Genomic DNA, 14,564 nt, shown 5'->3' with positions numbered 1-14,564 from the left:
ATCATGATGAACACATCAGTTGAGATAGCAGGAGTAAAGTTTAAAAATCCGGTAATGACAGGTTCAGGGACCTTTGGTTCCGGTATAGAGTACTCGGAGTTTGTGGACCTTAATCGCCTTGGAGCTGTGGTTACAAAGGGAGTTGCCAACGTGCCCTGGGAGGGTAATCCTGTTCCCAGAGTAGCCGAGGTTTTCGGCGGAATGCTAAATGCCATTGGCCTTCAGAACCCGGGAATAGATCTTTTCATAAAAAGAGATCTGGAATTTCTTAAGGACTTTGACACACGTGTCATAGTTAACGTCTGCGGAAAGACCGTTGAGGACTACGTTGATGTGGTGGAGAAACTGTCCGATAAGCCTGTTGACATGCTGGAGATAAATGTGTCCTGTCCTAATGTCAAGGAAGGGGCCATTGCCTTTGGACAAAATGCAGATGCGCTTTATAACATCACTAAAGAGATAAAGGCACACGCTAAGCAGCCTGTGATCATGAAGCTCAGCCCTAATGTTACAAGCATCTCCGAGATGGCAAAGGCTGCAGAGGCAGCAGGAGCTGATGCTATTTCTCTGATCAACACCATCACAGGAATGAAGATTGATATACACAAGAGGAAGTTTGCTCTGGCGAATAAGACAGGAGGTCTCTCAGGTCCTGCCATAAAGCCTGTTGCTGTGAGAATGGTTTACGAAGCATCTCATGCAGTTAAGATCCCTGTTATCGGAATGGGAGGAATTGCAAACGGAGAGGATGCCATTGAATTTATCATGGCCGGTGCCACAGCAGTAGCAGTAGGCGCCATGAACTTCCATGATCCTTATACCACTGAAAAGGTTATTGAGGGCATTGAGGATTACATGAGACAGTACAATGTCGAAGATATAAATGAACTTCGGGGAATCCTGTAAGAATAAATGCAAAAAGAAAAGAGGAAGAGCTTTTGAGGGCCCTTCCTCTTTTGTTACTAGCAACAGTTTAGGTTTCTGTTTTTCCTGTCAAGTCGTCAAATCCCTTCATTACCGCATCGAAAGTGTTTTTTGAAATCTCCGGCAGTTCGCCGCCCCAGGTCTCTTCAGCCTGTTTGTAACCCTTTTCGAATGCTGAACGCATCTGTTCGAGCTTTTCAGGATCGTCTCCCGCAAGAGCTTTGGCAAAATCAAGGATTCGCTCTGAGGTCTGTTTAACGCCCCAGTAGCCATCCTCTGAGATGTCCTCTTGCGCCTGCGCTTTTGTTGCTGCGTCTACGGTGAAATCACCCTTAGCCAGGAATTTCCAGATAGAATCATCGTCATTATCAGTGTTGGCCATACCATAGGCGTTGGCCTGCTTGCCCATCATCTTGTGGACTATGTCCAAAAGTTGCTGTTGGCGAAGCGCATCATCGGCTTTCAACTGCTGAATGATCTTTGTTCTGTCGGTTTCCTTTGAGGAAGTCTTGGCGGTATTAGAAGACGATTCCTCTGATTTCTCGTAAACTGCAGCCGCTTCTGTTTTGGCCTTTACTTCTTCATTTTTCTTTTTGTCCTCTACAGGAGCATTAATGGTAGAAGCATAGGTCGTTGCGATGTTGTTAGTAACCTCGGTAACTCCGTTTACGCCCATATAGAACTCCTTTTCCGCACAGGTTAGCTAAATACCGCGCTTGAAACGAAACTATAGTTTACCTAATCTGTTTGTCGGCAGATTTGGAAAAAACTTTAGGGCTAAAATAAAAATTTTTTATTTTTTTATGATTTTTTTTCTTGTAAACGTTTAAGCGTGGTCCTATGATGATTTATAGCAGATTAAAAGGGCTAATATTAAGTACTGGAGCGGCTTTTGAGTATGGAGATTACCAGAAAAGCATATGCCAAGATAAACCTGGGACTTGATGTAACAGGTAAAAGAGATGACGGCTACCATTTAGTTCGCATGATAATGCAGAATATAGATCTTTATGACACTCTTACATATAAATTAAACGAATCAGGAGAGGTAAATCTTTCTGCTTCGGCTGAAGGGGTTCCTACGGATGACAGTAATCTTATCTGTAAGGTTGCTCATCAGCTTCAAAAGGAATACGGAGTGACAAAGGGCGTTGACATTACCCTTGAAAAGAGGATCCCGGTGGCGGCAGGAATGGCCGGAGGAAGTACCGACGGTGCAGCTACCTATCTGGCACTTAACGATCTTTGGGACCTGGGACTTACTAAGGAACAGCTCTGCAAACTGGCAGTTAAGCTTGGGGCTGATATTCCATATTGTATTATTGGAGGAACAGCTCTTTCCGAAGGGATTGGAGAGGTCCTTACCCCCATTAAGGAGATGCCGGCGTGCCATCTTGTGATAGCTAAGCCTGCCATAGCAGTTTCTACAGGCTGGGTATACACAGAACTTGATAGCAAAGATATTCCTTCTCATCCTGATATAGATGGAATAAGGGATGCCATCGAGGGTGGTGACCTTAAGGGAATGTGTGATCTTATAGGTAATGTACTGGAGGATGTGACCACATCAAAGTACAGTATCATCAAAGACATAGAAAAGATATTGGAAGACAATGGTGCCATAAGAGCCTTTATGACAGGCTCAGGTCCTACAGTTTTTGCAATTTATGACGACAAGGAGAAAGCACAGGAAGGCTACAGGGCAGTCAAGGAAAGTGGATTGGCCCCAGAGCTCTTTTTATCAGAACCCATTGACCCCAACAAGTAAGCAGGTGAACTTATGAACAGAAATGTAGAAGTAAATGTCACAGGCATACACGCCAGGGAGGGAGAACCTACTGAGAAGGTGGAGACTTCTGCCGAGGGTATCTTTGAGATGCTTGAGGATGGAAGCCGGGTCGTAGAATATGATGAGGAACAGGATCTTGGTGGCAATTCCATGAAGGTTCATAATAAGGTCCTTATTGATGCAGATGGAAATAAGATGGAGATCACAAGAGGTGGCGCCACAAAATCTACGCTAACCTTTGGCGAGAACCTGGTCTACGATACTGAATATGCTACACCCTATGGCTCCATGCAGATGAAGGTAACTACCCACAGCTTTGATTTCAACAAGGGAAGGAACGATGAAGAGATCAAGGTGGTGGCAGAGTATGACCTTGAGCTTCAGGGGCAGGTGGTGTCCAGATCGATGATAGTTATAGATATAAAAAATGCGGTGGCAAATTAAATGCCACCGCTTTACTTTTCCTTATGAAATTATTTAACCATCTTGGCGCCGGCCTTTTCCTGGGCCTTTGATACAAGATTTTTGAAGAATCCCTTCTTCTCTTCCTTCTGTTGAACCTTTCCGTGAAGTCCCTTTACTTCAGTTACATAAATACCGCTTACTGAAGCCTTAACTTCTTTCTTGGTTGGAACCTGCTCGAAGATCTTCTCATAGCAGATAAGGCTCATAACTCTGTTGCCAATTCTTACCTTGAGGATAGGGAGCTTGGAACCACGAAGGAGCTTAGGTGTCTGATCGATGACTGCCTGGGGAAGACCTGCTTCCTTGAGCTTCATCCTCTTCTTGTCAATGATAAGCATGGTTACGGTCTGCTTCATTGCATCCAGCTGTACCTGCTGCTCTTCCTGTTTCTTCTGGGCTCTCTTACCAAGTATTATCAGTGCAACAACTATTGCAGCAAGGATCACTGCAACAACAATAAGTACGATCAATCCTGTGTTCAAAACTAAAACCTCCCGAAAACAAATCAAAAAAAGTGCATTCCTATTTTAGCATTCTTTATCTGGATAGGCAATAAAATACTTTAATAAGAAGGAAGAGTGTGGTAGTATAAAAAATATTGTTTGAAGGAGTACTATTATGAAAAAGAAATTCATGCTTTCAGCGGCATTAATGCTGACAGTAGCCTGCGTTTCAGCGTGCGGTTCAAAGACTGAGACAGAAGGTTCAGCAGAGGCTTCTACAGAGGTTGGTACAGAAGCAGCTGCTACAGAAGGAGCAGAGCAGGAAGCTCCTACAAAGACGGTTCTTGACTACGACCTTGATAAACTGGTTAAGCTTGGAGAGTATACAGGCATTACAATTGAGGCCACAAAGACTGAGATTACAGATGAGGCAGTGGAGAGCAGCTTAAAAAGTGCGTATGCTTCAAACCCTCTCATGAAGGATGTTACAGGCAGAAAAGTAGAGAGCGGCGATACAGTAGATATTGATTTTGAAGGCAAGTATGCTGATACTCTTGAGGCATTTGAGGGTGGCACATCAGAGCATTATTCACTTGTAATAGGGTCAGGATCTTTTATTGACGGATTTGAGGACGGACTTATCGGAGTAGGAATCGGAGAGACAGTAGATCTTAATCTTACTTTCCCTGAGAATTACCAGGCAACAGATCTGGCTGGTAAAGATGTGGTCTTCACAGTAAAGGTTAATGGCATTAAGGTGGCAGAAGAGGAGCCTTCTGATGAGTGGGTTGCATCCCTTGGACTTGAGGATGCCAAGACTCTTGAGGAGTACAAGGCTCAACTTAAGGAAGAACTTGAAGCAGATGCTGAAGAGGAATACAAGGCAGAGGTTATGAATCAGGCCATTGAGGTTGCAGTTGACAATGCCACTGTAGAAGAGGTTCCCGAGGAGCTTTACAACAGATACAGCAAGATGGTCAATTCTTCAGTGGAGAGCTACATTCAGCAGCTATACTACACATACGGAGTACAGACCACAGTTGATGAATACATCACAAGCCTTATGCAGAGCAATGGCATTTCAGGCACAGTTGAGGATTACCTTGGGGATATCATAACTCAGCAGACCAAGAGAAGCATGATTGTACAGGCTATAGCTAATAAAGAGGGCATAGAGGTTTCAGAGCAGGAAGTTGATGACATGATCCGCACCTACTATGACAGCTACTACTCTCAGATGTACAGCACATTTGAGGAGTTCAAGGCTATTCTTGATACAGAGGATTACAGAGAGACAATCCTTACTGACAAGGTTGCAGAATTCCTGGTAGAGAAAGATACTGTGGTAGACGCACAGTAAATATATCGTATATTCGAAAAGGGGATAAAAAGATGGAGTTAACAGATATCAGAGCATTATTTGAGAAGCAGGATGAATTCGTTGGGAAGAAGGTCACAGTTGGTGGATGGATAAGAAATTCCCGTGATTCTAAGGTTGTAGGCTTTATCGTTTTAAATGACGGTACATATTTCAAGCCTCTGCAGGTTGTATATACAGATGCACTTCCTAATTTTGCAGATATCAGCAAGCTCAATGTGGGAGCTGCTATTATCGCAACAGGAACAATCGTTGCAACTCCTAATGCAAAGCAGCCTTTCGAGATGCAGGCAGATACAGTAGAGATCGAAGGACCTTCAACTCCTGACTTCCCTCTTCAGCCAAAGAGACATTCCCTTGAGTTCCTTAGAACAATTCCACACTTAAGGGCAAGGACAAATACTTTTGAAGCAGTATTCAGAGTTCGTTCAGTGGCAGCTTTTGCAATCCACTCTTTCTTCCAGGAGAGAGGTTTTGTATATGTTCACACACCACTTATCACAGGCAGTGACTGTGAGGGTGCAGGTGAGATGTTCCAGGTTACAACAATGGATCTTAACAATGTTCCTAAGACAGAGGAGGGAGAGGTTGATTACTCAAAGGACTTCTTCGGAAAGCCTGTAAACCTTACTGTAAGCGGACAGCTCAACGTTGAGACCTATGCATTCGCCTTCAAGAATGTTTACACCTTCGGACCAACCTTCAGAGCAGAGAATTCAAACACCACAAGACATGCTGCTGAGTTCTGGATGATCGAGCCTGAGATGTGTTTTGCAGATCTTAAGGATGACTGTGATACTGCAGAGGCTATGCTCAAGTACGTTATCAAGTATGTCTTAGAGCACTGCCCTGAGGAGATGGCATTCTTCAACGAGTTTATTGATAAGGGTCTTATTGAGAGACTTAACAATGTAGTAAACAACGAGTTTGGTCGAATCACTTACACTGAGGCAATAGATCTTTTAGCTAAGCATAATGACAAGTTTGATTACAAGGTAAGCTGGGGATGTGATCTTCAGACTGAGCATGAGAGATACCTTACAGAGGAAATCTTCAAGAAGCCTGTATTCGTAACTGATTATCCAAAGGAGATAAAGGCCTTCTACATGAAGCTCAACGAGGATGGAAAGACTGTAGCAGCTGCTGACTGTCTTGTTCCCGGAATCGGTGAGATCGTTGGTGGAAGCCAGAGAGAGGATGATCTTGAGACTCTTGAAAAGAGAATGGATGAGCTTGGACTTAAGAAGGAGGACTATCAGTTCTATCTTGACCTTCGCAGATATGGAAGCGTTCGCCATGCAGGATTTGGACTTGGTTTTGAGCGCTGCGTAATGTACCTTACAGGAATGGGTAACATCAGAGACGTTGAGTCATTCCCAAGAACTGTAGGAAACTGCGAGCTTTGATGATGTATATCATGTTATAATAACTTTAAGAAAACTAAGCAAGGGGGTATTGGTATGAGAAGATTATATTCTGTCATGGCCGTGATACTTTCCCTTGCTTTTTTTGCGCTTACACCTGTGTACTCCTATGCTACTACCAGTGAGGAACTTCAGCAGACTCAAAAGAAGTTGGAGGAGGAAGAGAAGGCCCTTAAAAAGCAGAAAAATGCTGCAGAGAGCCAGCAGAAAGCCAGTCAGAATAAGCTTAACGAGGCCAACAATAAGATAAATGATACCTCGGAGGCTCTTGGGGAGACACAGGAATCTATTGATACTACTCAGGCCGAGATAGTAGGCCTTATGACAGATATTGAGCTGATCAAGGAAGATATTGCTGATAAATCTCAGCAGATCTATGATACCAACGCAGAGTACGAGGAGGCCAAAAACCACGAAGAGACTCTGTATGAATCTATGGTACAGCGAATAAAGTTCATGTATGAGAAAGGGAATTTCTCATATGTGCAGATTCTTCTGACAGCTACAAGTTACGCAGATGCCCTCAATAAGGCACAGTATGTCGAACAGCTCTATGAGTATGACAGGATAAAGCTTGCAGAGTTTGTTGCAGCCAAGGAAGCTGCCTATGCCCTGGGACAACAGCTTGAAGAGGAGAAGGCAGAGCTTGAGGCTTCACAATATGAGCTTGAAGAAGAGGAAGCCTACATGGAGGAGCTTCTTGCTGAGTATAAGGCAACTTACGCTGACTATGAGGTTAAGCTTGCCAAGGCTAAGCAGGATGCGGCGGTTTACACAGCACAGGTTAAGAGTCAGCAGGCTAGCATTGCAAGTCTGCAGAAACAGATAGAGGCCAAACAGAAAGAAGTTGATGAAGCCAAGAAGGCGGCGGATGATGCGCTTGCAGCGGAAAAAGCTGCTGCGGAAGCCGCGCAGAATAATGATGACGATTCGGGAGACAGCACCTATACAGCAGGAGGCAGTTCAGGCAGCTCTTCAGGATCCGGGTCAAGCAGCAAGACCTACGCAGCTGCAGGAAGTGCAACAGGATCTAATATTGCGAAATATGCCTGCCAGTTTGTGGGAAATCCCTATGTTCCCGGAGGAACAAGCCTTACAGATGGAGCAGATTGCTCCGGTTTTGTTCAGGCAGTATACAAGGCTTTTGGAATATCGGTTCCCAGAACCTCATGGGCGCAAGGGTCTTATGGAAGAGAAGTTTCCTATGGAGATGCTCAGCCCGGAGATGTTATTTACTATGGTGGTCATGTTGGTATTTACATAGGCGGAGGCCAGATAGTGCATGCCAGCACTCAGAAGACCGGAATTAAGTATAGTCCGGCCACATACAGGTCAATTATTTCTGTAAGAAGATTTTTGTGATATATGTATTGGGGATGATCAGCTTTAGAAGACAGGAGGCAAAATGGCGGCAGAAGAAAAGGTCATAGTCATTGACTTCGGTGGGCAATACAACCAGTTAGTGGCCCGTAGAGTCAGAGAGTGTAATGTTTACTGCGAGATTTATTCATACCGGACACCTATCGAGCAGATTAAGGAGATGAATCCCAAGGGAATCATTCTTACCGGCGGTCCTAACTCATGTTATGAAGAAGGCGCTCCATCTTATACCAAGGAGCTTTTTGAATTGGGAATACCGGTTCTGGGCTTGTGCTATGGAGCTCAGCTGATGATGCTTCTGATGGGCGGAAAAGTCGAGAAGGCTCCTGTAAGGGAATACGGGAAAACCAATACCTTCATCGATGGCTCTTTTGACAAGTTATTTAAGGGAGTAGAAAAAGAGACTGTTGTATGGATGAGTCATTTCGACTACATCAGCCAGATTGCTCCCAGATTTGAGATCGTAGCCCACACAGCGGACTGCCCTGTTGCTGCAGCTGCCTGGGAAGAGAAGAAGCTTTATGCTATCCAGTTCCATCCTGAGGTTTTACATACCGTTCGTGGTAAGGATATTATTTATAATTTTGTTCGCGGAATATGTGAGACAGAAGGAACCTGGAGAATGGATTCCTTTGTGGAGAATACAGTTAAGGAGATCAGAGAGAAGGTTGGTGACGGAAAGGTCCTTCTGGCTTTGTCTGGCGGCGTAGATTCCTCTGTTCTTGCAGCCCTCCTTGCTAAGGCTATTGGAAAGCAGCTTACCTGCGTATTTGTTGACCACGGACTTCTTAGGAAGAACGAGGGAGACGAGGTAGAAGGTGTATTTGGTCCCTCCGGAAAATTTGACATTAACTTTATCCGCGTAAATGCAGCGGACAGATATTATAAGAAGCTGGCAGGCGTGGAAGAGCCTGAGAGAAAGCGTAAGATAATCGGTGAAGAGTTCATCCGTGTCTTCGAGGAAGAGGCTAAGAAGATTGGAAGAGTAGATTTCCTGGCACAGGGAACCATCTACCCCGATGTGGTTGAATCTGGACTTGGCGGAGAGTCAGTAGTCATCAAGTCTCACCACAACGTTGGAGGACTTCCGGATTACGTTGATTTCAAGGAGATAATTGAACCTCTTCGTACACTTTTCAAGGACGAGGTCAGAAAGGCAGGACTGGAGCTGGGGCTTCCTGAGTACCTGGTGTTCCGTCAGCCATTCCCAGGTCCCGGACTTGGCATCCGAATCATTGGGGAAGTTACAGCTGAGAAGGTTCGTATCGTTCAGGATGCAGACTACATCTACCGTACAGAGCTTGCTAATGCAGGCCTTGAAAAACTTCCCGATCAGTACTTCGCAGCTCTGTCCAACATGCGCTCCGTAGGCGTTATGGGCGACGAGCGTACCTACGACTACGCAATAGTCCTTCGTGCCGTTGAAACCGTAGACTTTATGACCGCCGAAGCTTCTGAGATTCCTTTCGAGGTTCTCCAGCGCGTCATGAGCCGCATCATCAACGAAGTCAAAGGCGTCAACCGCGTAATGTTTGACCTTACAAGCAAGCCCCCAGGAACGGTGGAGCTTGAGTGATAACGAGCCAGGCACGAGATAATTCATATGAAAAACCACGCAGTGGCTTTAGTCGATAATAAAGGAGTCAGGATGAAATGCTCGCATTTCAGTCCTGACTCCTTTGTTATCGGCGGAAATCCTGAAGGGATTTTCATATGAATTATCGAAGTATCTGGCGACAACAGATGCTTCTAGAAATTGCGCTTTTTGCAATTTCTAGAAGAGGAGTGGTATTTCTCTATTGTTGATGTGGTGCAGGCGCTTACGGAAAGTGTGGATGGAAGAAAATACTGGAATAAGCTAAAGCAGAGACTTAAAGACGAGGGAAGTCAGTTGGTGACAAATTGTCACCAACTGAAAATGAAGTCTCCTAAATGTGGCTAAAACAGAGAACGGTTATGAGAAGCTGGTTATTCGTGGCAAGGAAGAGATAAACCTCATAGATACTAAGGATATCATAATGATAGAACGTACCGATGGCATCTGCAGAATAGTGACCGGAGACGAGATCTTTCTTACATCCGCGTCTCTATCCACTATCCAGGATAAGCTGGATCCTGACAAATTTATGAGATGTCACAAGTCATATATCATAAGAGTAGAAGCGGTCAAAAGGCTTGAGGTATACGGCAGGTGGACATATACAGTAACTCTTAAAGACACCGATGAAACCGCGCTTATGACCTCAGAAAAATATAATGAGATGAAACAAAGGCTGGTGTTTTAGGTATATAAGGCATACAAATGGTCGAATCTCATGAATTGAACTTTTCGATATCAAACAGCTTTTCTGCTTTTGCAGCTATGGTTGTTACAACTGCATCTCCAGTGACGTTGGTGCAGGCTGTGATCATGCCTACAAGTGGGTAAAGACCCATTATCAGGCTGACTGCTTCGGGCGGAACTCCTATTGTTGGGATAAGGATTGCGATGCATACCAGGTTTCCTCCGGGAACGCCGGGAGATCCAAGGGACAGAGCGATGATCGCAATGAAAAGAGCTGTGAAAACGCTGCTGGTTACTGGAACGCTGTATGTCTTTGCATAGAACAGAGCGGATATTATAAGTGCTACACAGCTGCCGTCCATATTTACTGTGGCGCCAAGGGGTAATGAGAAGGAATAGACTGTTGAGGATACTCCAAGCTCATCCACTTTTTCGATGGAGGATGGAAGGGCAGCGTTACTGGATGCAAAGGTGAAGGCTGAAAGCATGGCAGGATGGTATTTGGCCACGAATCTGAAAGGATTCAACCTGGCCAGGAACAATAGTAGCAGCATGTATACACACATCATCATTATGTCGCCAAAGTAGATCAAAGGAACCCAGGCGACAACATTAGAGAACTCTTTTATATTCATGGAGATCATGGTCTTGGCCATGGAACAGAATACAGTCAGTGGAATGAATGAAACAATAATAGTTGTTATCTTGGAGCACACCTTATCGAGAGCCACAAGGATGTCCCTTACGATGGGGTATTTGTCAGACAAAGATGCCACTGCCAGTCCAAGAATAACAGCCATAAATATCAGCTCAAGCATGTCTGAGTTCTGAAATGGAGCAATGATGTTATTTGGGACAATATCTACGATGGTATCTAATATGGAGACAGTTGTACTCTCAGCCTTTTTGACGGTTTCAGCTGCCTCTTCCGCATAGATGTTGTCCAAAAGAGATGGATTACCTATGGGGAACAGATTCCAGGCAAAATACCCTACAAATACAGCAATTGCAGAAGTGAGAACGTATAAAGCCATTATTTTGGCGGCAATTCTTCCGAGAGTTTTAAGGTCAGAGAATGACGATATGCTGGCAGCTATAGAGCAAAATACCAGTGGCCCCACGATCATCTTCAGTGCATTCATGAACATGGTATAGACTGGGGTAAAAACATAAGAACTAAGTGTATCGGCGACTTCTTTTGGAGCTTTATACTGGAGTAGCAATCCTGTCGCGATACCAAGGATAAGTGCAAGAAGTGTTATTATGATGCTTTTTGCATTTTTTGATGGTTTAATATGTTCGTTTTTCATGACTCTATTTTAACAAATAATTGTTTGCCATGCCACGATATTAAGTTTATATGATTTTATTGAACGCGTGGAATGATATTACGAACTGTAGGTGCAATCAAAAAGGTCTCTTGGAGAATATGAATAATTCTCCAGGAGACCTTTATTACATCATCCTCTAAATTTCCGCCCTTAATGCTCAAGGTCCTTCATGATCATATACGTGATCATCCCAGCCTCGGCGGTCATCTCCAGAACTTGCAATGGCCGTACCTACAATATTTATATCGTTCTTTCCTATACTGCCCTTCTTTCCTATACTGCCCTTTTTGCCACCGGATATTTTTTCCAGATCAGTTTCAGAAACGTTTTTCTTGATCTCATCACTCATATATTAGCCCTCCATATCATTATATTTCGAAAGAAATATTTCTGTTTCCAGATAATTATACGGTAAGGAGTACAACGTGGCAGCGATTTTATGATTATTTAATATTTTTGTATACAAATGTATAGGATAATTGTATAGGCGAATCAGATGGTTGAGGCCCTAAAGAGCAGGGAATAAGCATAAAACCATGGGGCGTGTTTTTTGATACCATAAGTGTACGAAAAAATGGTAAAATTAATCTGTGTTGATATACAAAAAGTTGGGCAGTTTACTGAGGATACAGATTGAAAAAAAGAGATATTATCATCATCAATATCGTGATAGTAGGTTTGATCCTTTTCTTTATCGTGAAATATGCTAACGATAGAGCCACAGAATCAGACCGTGCTTCAATTGCGTCTTTTGAAAAAATGACAACAACAACAGCCCAGATCATTGCCAATTATCTGGAGGATGAGCAGCATCTGTGTGATATCTGGGCAAATTATATCAACGGGTCTGCAGAGGCCGGGACTCCAATGACCATTGAGGCAGCCATTTCTTACATCAGAAAAGCCAAGGTATCCCCTGAAATTCAAGGCCATCTTATCTTCATTGATGACGGATCCATGAAAGGTATTTCAACTACCCCAAGTACAACGGATCTGACGGATTATTCTGTAAACTATTCCCATATCGATATTTTTGACAATATTGAGATCAGTAACGTTAATGGCGGGGTGAATCTGACCAGGGCATACACGAATCCGCTTAATGGTGTCCAGTCCATTGCCTTTTTAAATAACGTAAAGATCCTGGATAATGAGACCGGCGCTTTGAGAGATGGACTTATCATTCGCGTGGTTCCTGTAAGCCGTCTTGAACAGAAGCTTGTTTTTCTGAAGGGCGAGTATGAAAACGTGGAAATATCCATTATAGACTTGGATGGAGACTACATGATCCACGGAAAGTCCCTAAAAAACAGCAATTTCTTTGAATACTTCAGATCCTACAATCCCATGTCACCTCAGGAATACAACAAAGTAGTGGAGACCATCCTGTCAAGCGAGGGATCAATGCATATCCGCAACTCCAGGAATGAGGACAGCGTAATTGCCTTTACTCCTCTTAGTGGTGTGGACTCCTGGTTCCTCGTGGCATATATTCCGGCAAAAGAGCTAACGATGAACAGGTCAATTGACTGGATCCTTTTAGGAATTGTTACCTTGGGACTTATGGCGCTGCTTCACTTCAACCTGATACTTCTTCTTAGCTTGAACCGCAGGCTTTCAGCAGCGGCGAAGGAAGCAAATCAGGCAAATGAAGCAAAATCCTATTTTCTGTCCACCATGTCCCATGACATCAGAACGCCTATGAATGCCATTATCGGCATGAATGAGATGATCCTTAGAGACAGCCGCGATGAGAAGATCCTGATGTATTCAGAGAGCATCAGGACGGCAGGAAATACCCTTCTTGGGATCATCAATGACATTCTTGATTTTTCCAAGATCGAAGCTGGCAAAATGGAGATCATCAACGTGGATTACAGCTTCGTATCTCTTTTAAATGATCTTGTGAACATGGTTCAGCGAAAGGCAGACGAAAAGGGACTGACCTTCGAGCTGGATGTGGATGAGAATATTCCAGGAGTTATGTATGGCGACGAAATAAGGATCAAGCAGGTTATAACCAACATCCTTTCAAACGCCGTCAAATACACCAAGGAAGGCAGCGTTACATTTTCTGTTTCCGCCACCAAATGCGAAGATAAACCGGACTATGTAACCCTCCATATTAGCGTTAAGGATACGGGAATCGGAATCAAGAAAGAGGACATTGATAAGCTGTTTGTAGCTTTTGAGAGAATCGAGGAAAAGAGAAATCGAAATATTGAAGGTACCGGACTTGGAATGGCCATAGCCCAGAGTTTTCTCGATATGATGGGCAGCAAACTTCAGGTGGATAGTGAATATGGAAAGGGCTCCGTATTCTCTTTTGACCTGGAGCAAAAAGTGGTGAAATGGGAGCCCGTGGGCGAGTTCGATGCAGCATTTAAGCGTTACATTAGCGAAAGAAAGCTCTACAGGGTACAGTTTACGGCACCAAAAGCAAGAATACTGGTGGTGGACGATACTGAGGTTAACCTTAAGGTATTTGTAAGTCTTCTTGGCGAGACAAAAATGCAGATTGAGACCGCAGATAGCGGAGATGCCTGCATAGCTCTTTTCAAGAGAAATCCTTACGACGTGATCTTCCTGGATCATATGATGCCGGACAAGGATGGTATCGAGACCATAAAGGAAATGAAGGAGTGCACGGATACGCCAAACCAGAAGACGCCGGTTATATGCCTTACAGCTAACGCGGTTTCCGGAATGCGTGAGATGTACATAAATGCCGGATTTGATGACTACCTGACAAAGCCTATTGATACAGGCAAGCTTGAGAGTATGCTTCTAAAATATCTGCCGACCGATCTTGTGGAGAAGGCTGAGAATGACACGGAGGAGGAAAAGAGCCAGCAGGCGCCTGAACGAAGCATACTGGTAGTGGCTGACGATGTGGAGTTTTTGCGCAAGGTCAGGGAGTGGCTTACAGACCAGTATAACGTGGTGGTAGTTAAGTCAGGACAGCAGGCTTTGGCCTACCTTAAAAAGCATGAGGCTGAGCTGATATTGATGGATTCTGGTTTGCAGGAGCAAGACGGTTTAGATAAGACAAAACTCATTCGGGACAATTTCAAAGATATGAGTCAGGATGAGATCACTTCCCAGGTGAATAAGTTTTTTGACGAAGGTTGTTGAAAGGAGAGGAC

At 44.1% G+C, this 14,564-nt stretch carries 13 protein-coding genes; 9 read left to right on the top strand and 4 right to left on the bottom strand.

Annotated elements, in window-relative coordinates; genetic code table 11:
- Nucleotides 1–6 precede the first annotated feature (6 nt).
- On the top strand, nt 7–906 hold the full coding sequence (locus BO18_RS06885; protein WP_034447117.1) for a dihydroorotate dehydrogenase: 900 nt from the start codon (nt 7–9) through the stop codon (nt 904–906).
- Nucleotides 907–973: 67 nt separating this feature from the next.
- On the opposite strand, the gene BO18_RS06880 is transcribed toward BO18_RS06885, so the two are convergent.
- The gene (locus BO18_RS06880; RefSeq protein WP_034444803.1) at nt 974–1,600 is read right to left on the bottom strand and encodes a hypothetical protein; all 627 of its coding nucleotides are present in this window, start codon (nt 1,598–1,600) and stop codon (nt 974–976) included.
- A 222-nt stretch (nt 1,601–1,822) separates the two neighbouring features.
- On the opposite strand from BO18_RS06880, the gene ispE reads away from it, so the two are divergent.
- Nucleotides 1,823–2,692, top strand: coding sequence for a 4-(cytidine 5'-diphospho)-2-C-methyl-D-erythritol kinase (gene ispE / locus BO18_RS06875; protein WP_034444801.1), 870 nt, complete (start codon nt 1,823–1,825; stop codon nt 2,690–2,692).
- A 12-nt stretch (nt 2,693–2,704) separates the two neighbouring features.
- Nucleotides 2,705–3,157, top strand: coding sequence for a DUF1934 domain-containing protein (locus tag BO18_RS06870; RefSeq protein ID WP_034444798.1), 453 nt, complete (start codon nt 2,705–2,707; stop codon nt 3,155–3,157).
- A gap of 29 nt (nt 3,158–3,186) precedes the next feature.
- On the opposite strand, the gene BO18_RS06865 is transcribed toward BO18_RS06870, so the two are convergent.
- Complete coding sequence (locus BO18_RS06865) at nt 3,187–3,660, bottom strand: hypothetical protein (protein ID WP_185752364.1); 474 nt, start codon at nt 3,658–3,660, stop codon at nt 3,187–3,189.
- A 136-nt stretch (nt 3,661–3,796) separates the two neighbouring features.
- Between BO18_RS06865 and tig the strand changes: the two genes are divergently transcribed.
- From tig to BO18_RS06840, 5 genes are all read left to right on the top strand, one after another.
- On the top strand, nt 3,797–4,981 hold the full coding sequence (tig, locus tag BO18_RS32510) for a trigger factor (protein WP_051688552.1): 1,185 nt from the start codon (nt 3,797–3,799) through the stop codon (nt 4,979–4,981).
- 32 nt (nt 4,982–5,013) lie between these two features.
- Nucleotides 5,014–6,405, top strand: coding sequence for an asparagine--tRNA ligase (gene asnS, locus BO18_RS06855; RefSeq protein ID WP_034444797.1), 1,392 nt, complete (start codon nt 5,014–5,016; stop codon nt 6,403–6,405).
- 54 nt (nt 6,406–6,459) lie between these two features.
- Nucleotides 6,460–7,785, top strand: a complete 1,326-nt coding sequence (locus BO18_RS06850; protein WP_034444794.1) for a C40 family peptidase — start codon at nt 6,460–6,462, stop codon at nt 7,783–7,785.
- A gap of 43 nt (nt 7,786–7,828) precedes the next feature.
- A complete protein-coding gene (gene guaA, locus BO18_RS06845) occupies nt 7,829–9,379 on the top strand; it encodes a glutamine-hydrolyzing GMP synthase (protein WP_034444792.1) in 1,551 nt (516 codons plus the stop codon).
- Between the two features lie 358 nt (nt 9,380–9,737).
- Nucleotides 9,738–10,088 (top strand): LytTR family DNA-binding domain-containing protein, encoded by a 351-nt coding sequence (locus tag BO18_RS06840; protein ID WP_051688550.1) that lies wholly within the window; start codon nt 9,738–9,740, stop codon nt 10,086–10,088.
- Between the two features lie 28 nt (nt 10,089–10,116).
- Here the strand turns inward: BO18_RS06840 and BO18_RS06835 are convergent, their stop codons facing one another.
- Both BO18_RS06835 and BO18_RS06830 read right to left on the bottom strand, forming a co-directional pair.
- Nucleotides 10,117–11,397 carry a dicarboxylate/amino acid:cation symporter gene (locus BO18_RS06835; protein WP_034444789.1) on the bottom strand — a complete coding sequence of 427 codons (1,281 nt, stop codon included), beginning with the start codon at nt 11,395–11,397 and terminating at the stop codon, nt 10,117–10,119.
- Between the two features lie 178 nt (nt 11,398–11,575).
- Nucleotides 11,576–11,767, bottom strand: coding sequence for a hypothetical protein (locus BO18_RS06830; RefSeq protein ID WP_034444786.1), 192 nt, complete (start codon nt 11,765–11,767; stop codon nt 11,576–11,578).
- Between the two features lie 284 nt (nt 11,768–12,051).
- Between BO18_RS06830 and BO18_RS32500 the strand changes: the two genes are divergently transcribed.
- Nucleotides 12,052–14,553 (top strand): response regulator, encoded by a 2,502-nt coding sequence (locus tag BO18_RS32500; protein ID WP_051688549.1) that lies wholly within the window; start codon nt 12,052–12,054, stop codon nt 14,551–14,553.
- Nucleotides 14,554–14,564 lie beyond the last annotated feature (11 nt).

This window comes from Butyrivibrio sp. AE2032 (assembly GCF_000702965.1).
Note: the sequence above shows the minus strand (reverse complement) of the source record. Positions and strands in the feature narration are given on the sequence as shown.

What these genes read in the sequence shown, in the direction of transcription:
- BO18_RS06885 (WP_034447117.1), top strand. Translation starts at nt 7, where the DNA reads ATGAACACATCAGTTGAGATAGCAGGAGTAAAGTTTAAAAATCCGGTA.
- BO18_RS06880 (WP_034444803.1), bottom strand. Translation starts at nt 1,600, where the DNA reads ATGGGCGTAAACGGAGTTACCGAGGTTACTAACAACATCGCAACGACC.
- ispE (WP_034444801.1), top strand. Translation starts at nt 1,823, where the DNA reads ATGGAGATTACCAGAAAAGCATATGCCAAGATAAACCTGGGACTTGAT.
- BO18_RS06870 (WP_034444798.1), top strand. Translation starts at nt 2,705, where the DNA reads ATGAACAGAAATGTAGAAGTAAATGTCACAGGCATACACGCCAGGGAG.
- tig (WP_051688552.1), top strand. Translation starts at nt 3,797, where the DNA reads ATGAAAAAGAAATTCATGCTTTCAGCGGCATTAATGCTGACAGTAGCC.
- asnS (WP_034444797.1), top strand. Translation starts at nt 5,014, where the DNA reads ATGGAGTTAACAGATATCAGAGCATTATTTGAGAAGCAGGATGAATTC.
- BO18_RS06850 (WP_034444794.1), top strand. Translation starts at nt 6,460, where the DNA reads ATGAGAAGATTATATTCTGTCATGGCCGTGATACTTTCCCTTGCTTTT.
- guaA (WP_034444792.1), top strand. Translation starts at nt 7,829, where the DNA reads ATGGCGGCAGAAGAAAAGGTCATAGTCATTGACTTCGGTGGGCAATAC.
- BO18_RS06835 (WP_034444789.1), bottom strand. Translation starts at nt 11,397, where the DNA reads ATGAAAAACGAACATATTAAACCATCAAAAAATGCAAAAAGCATCATA.
- BO18_RS06830 (WP_034444786.1), bottom strand. Translation starts at nt 11,767, where the DNA reads ATGAGTGATGAGATCAAGAAAAACGTTTCTGAAACTGATCTGGAAAAA.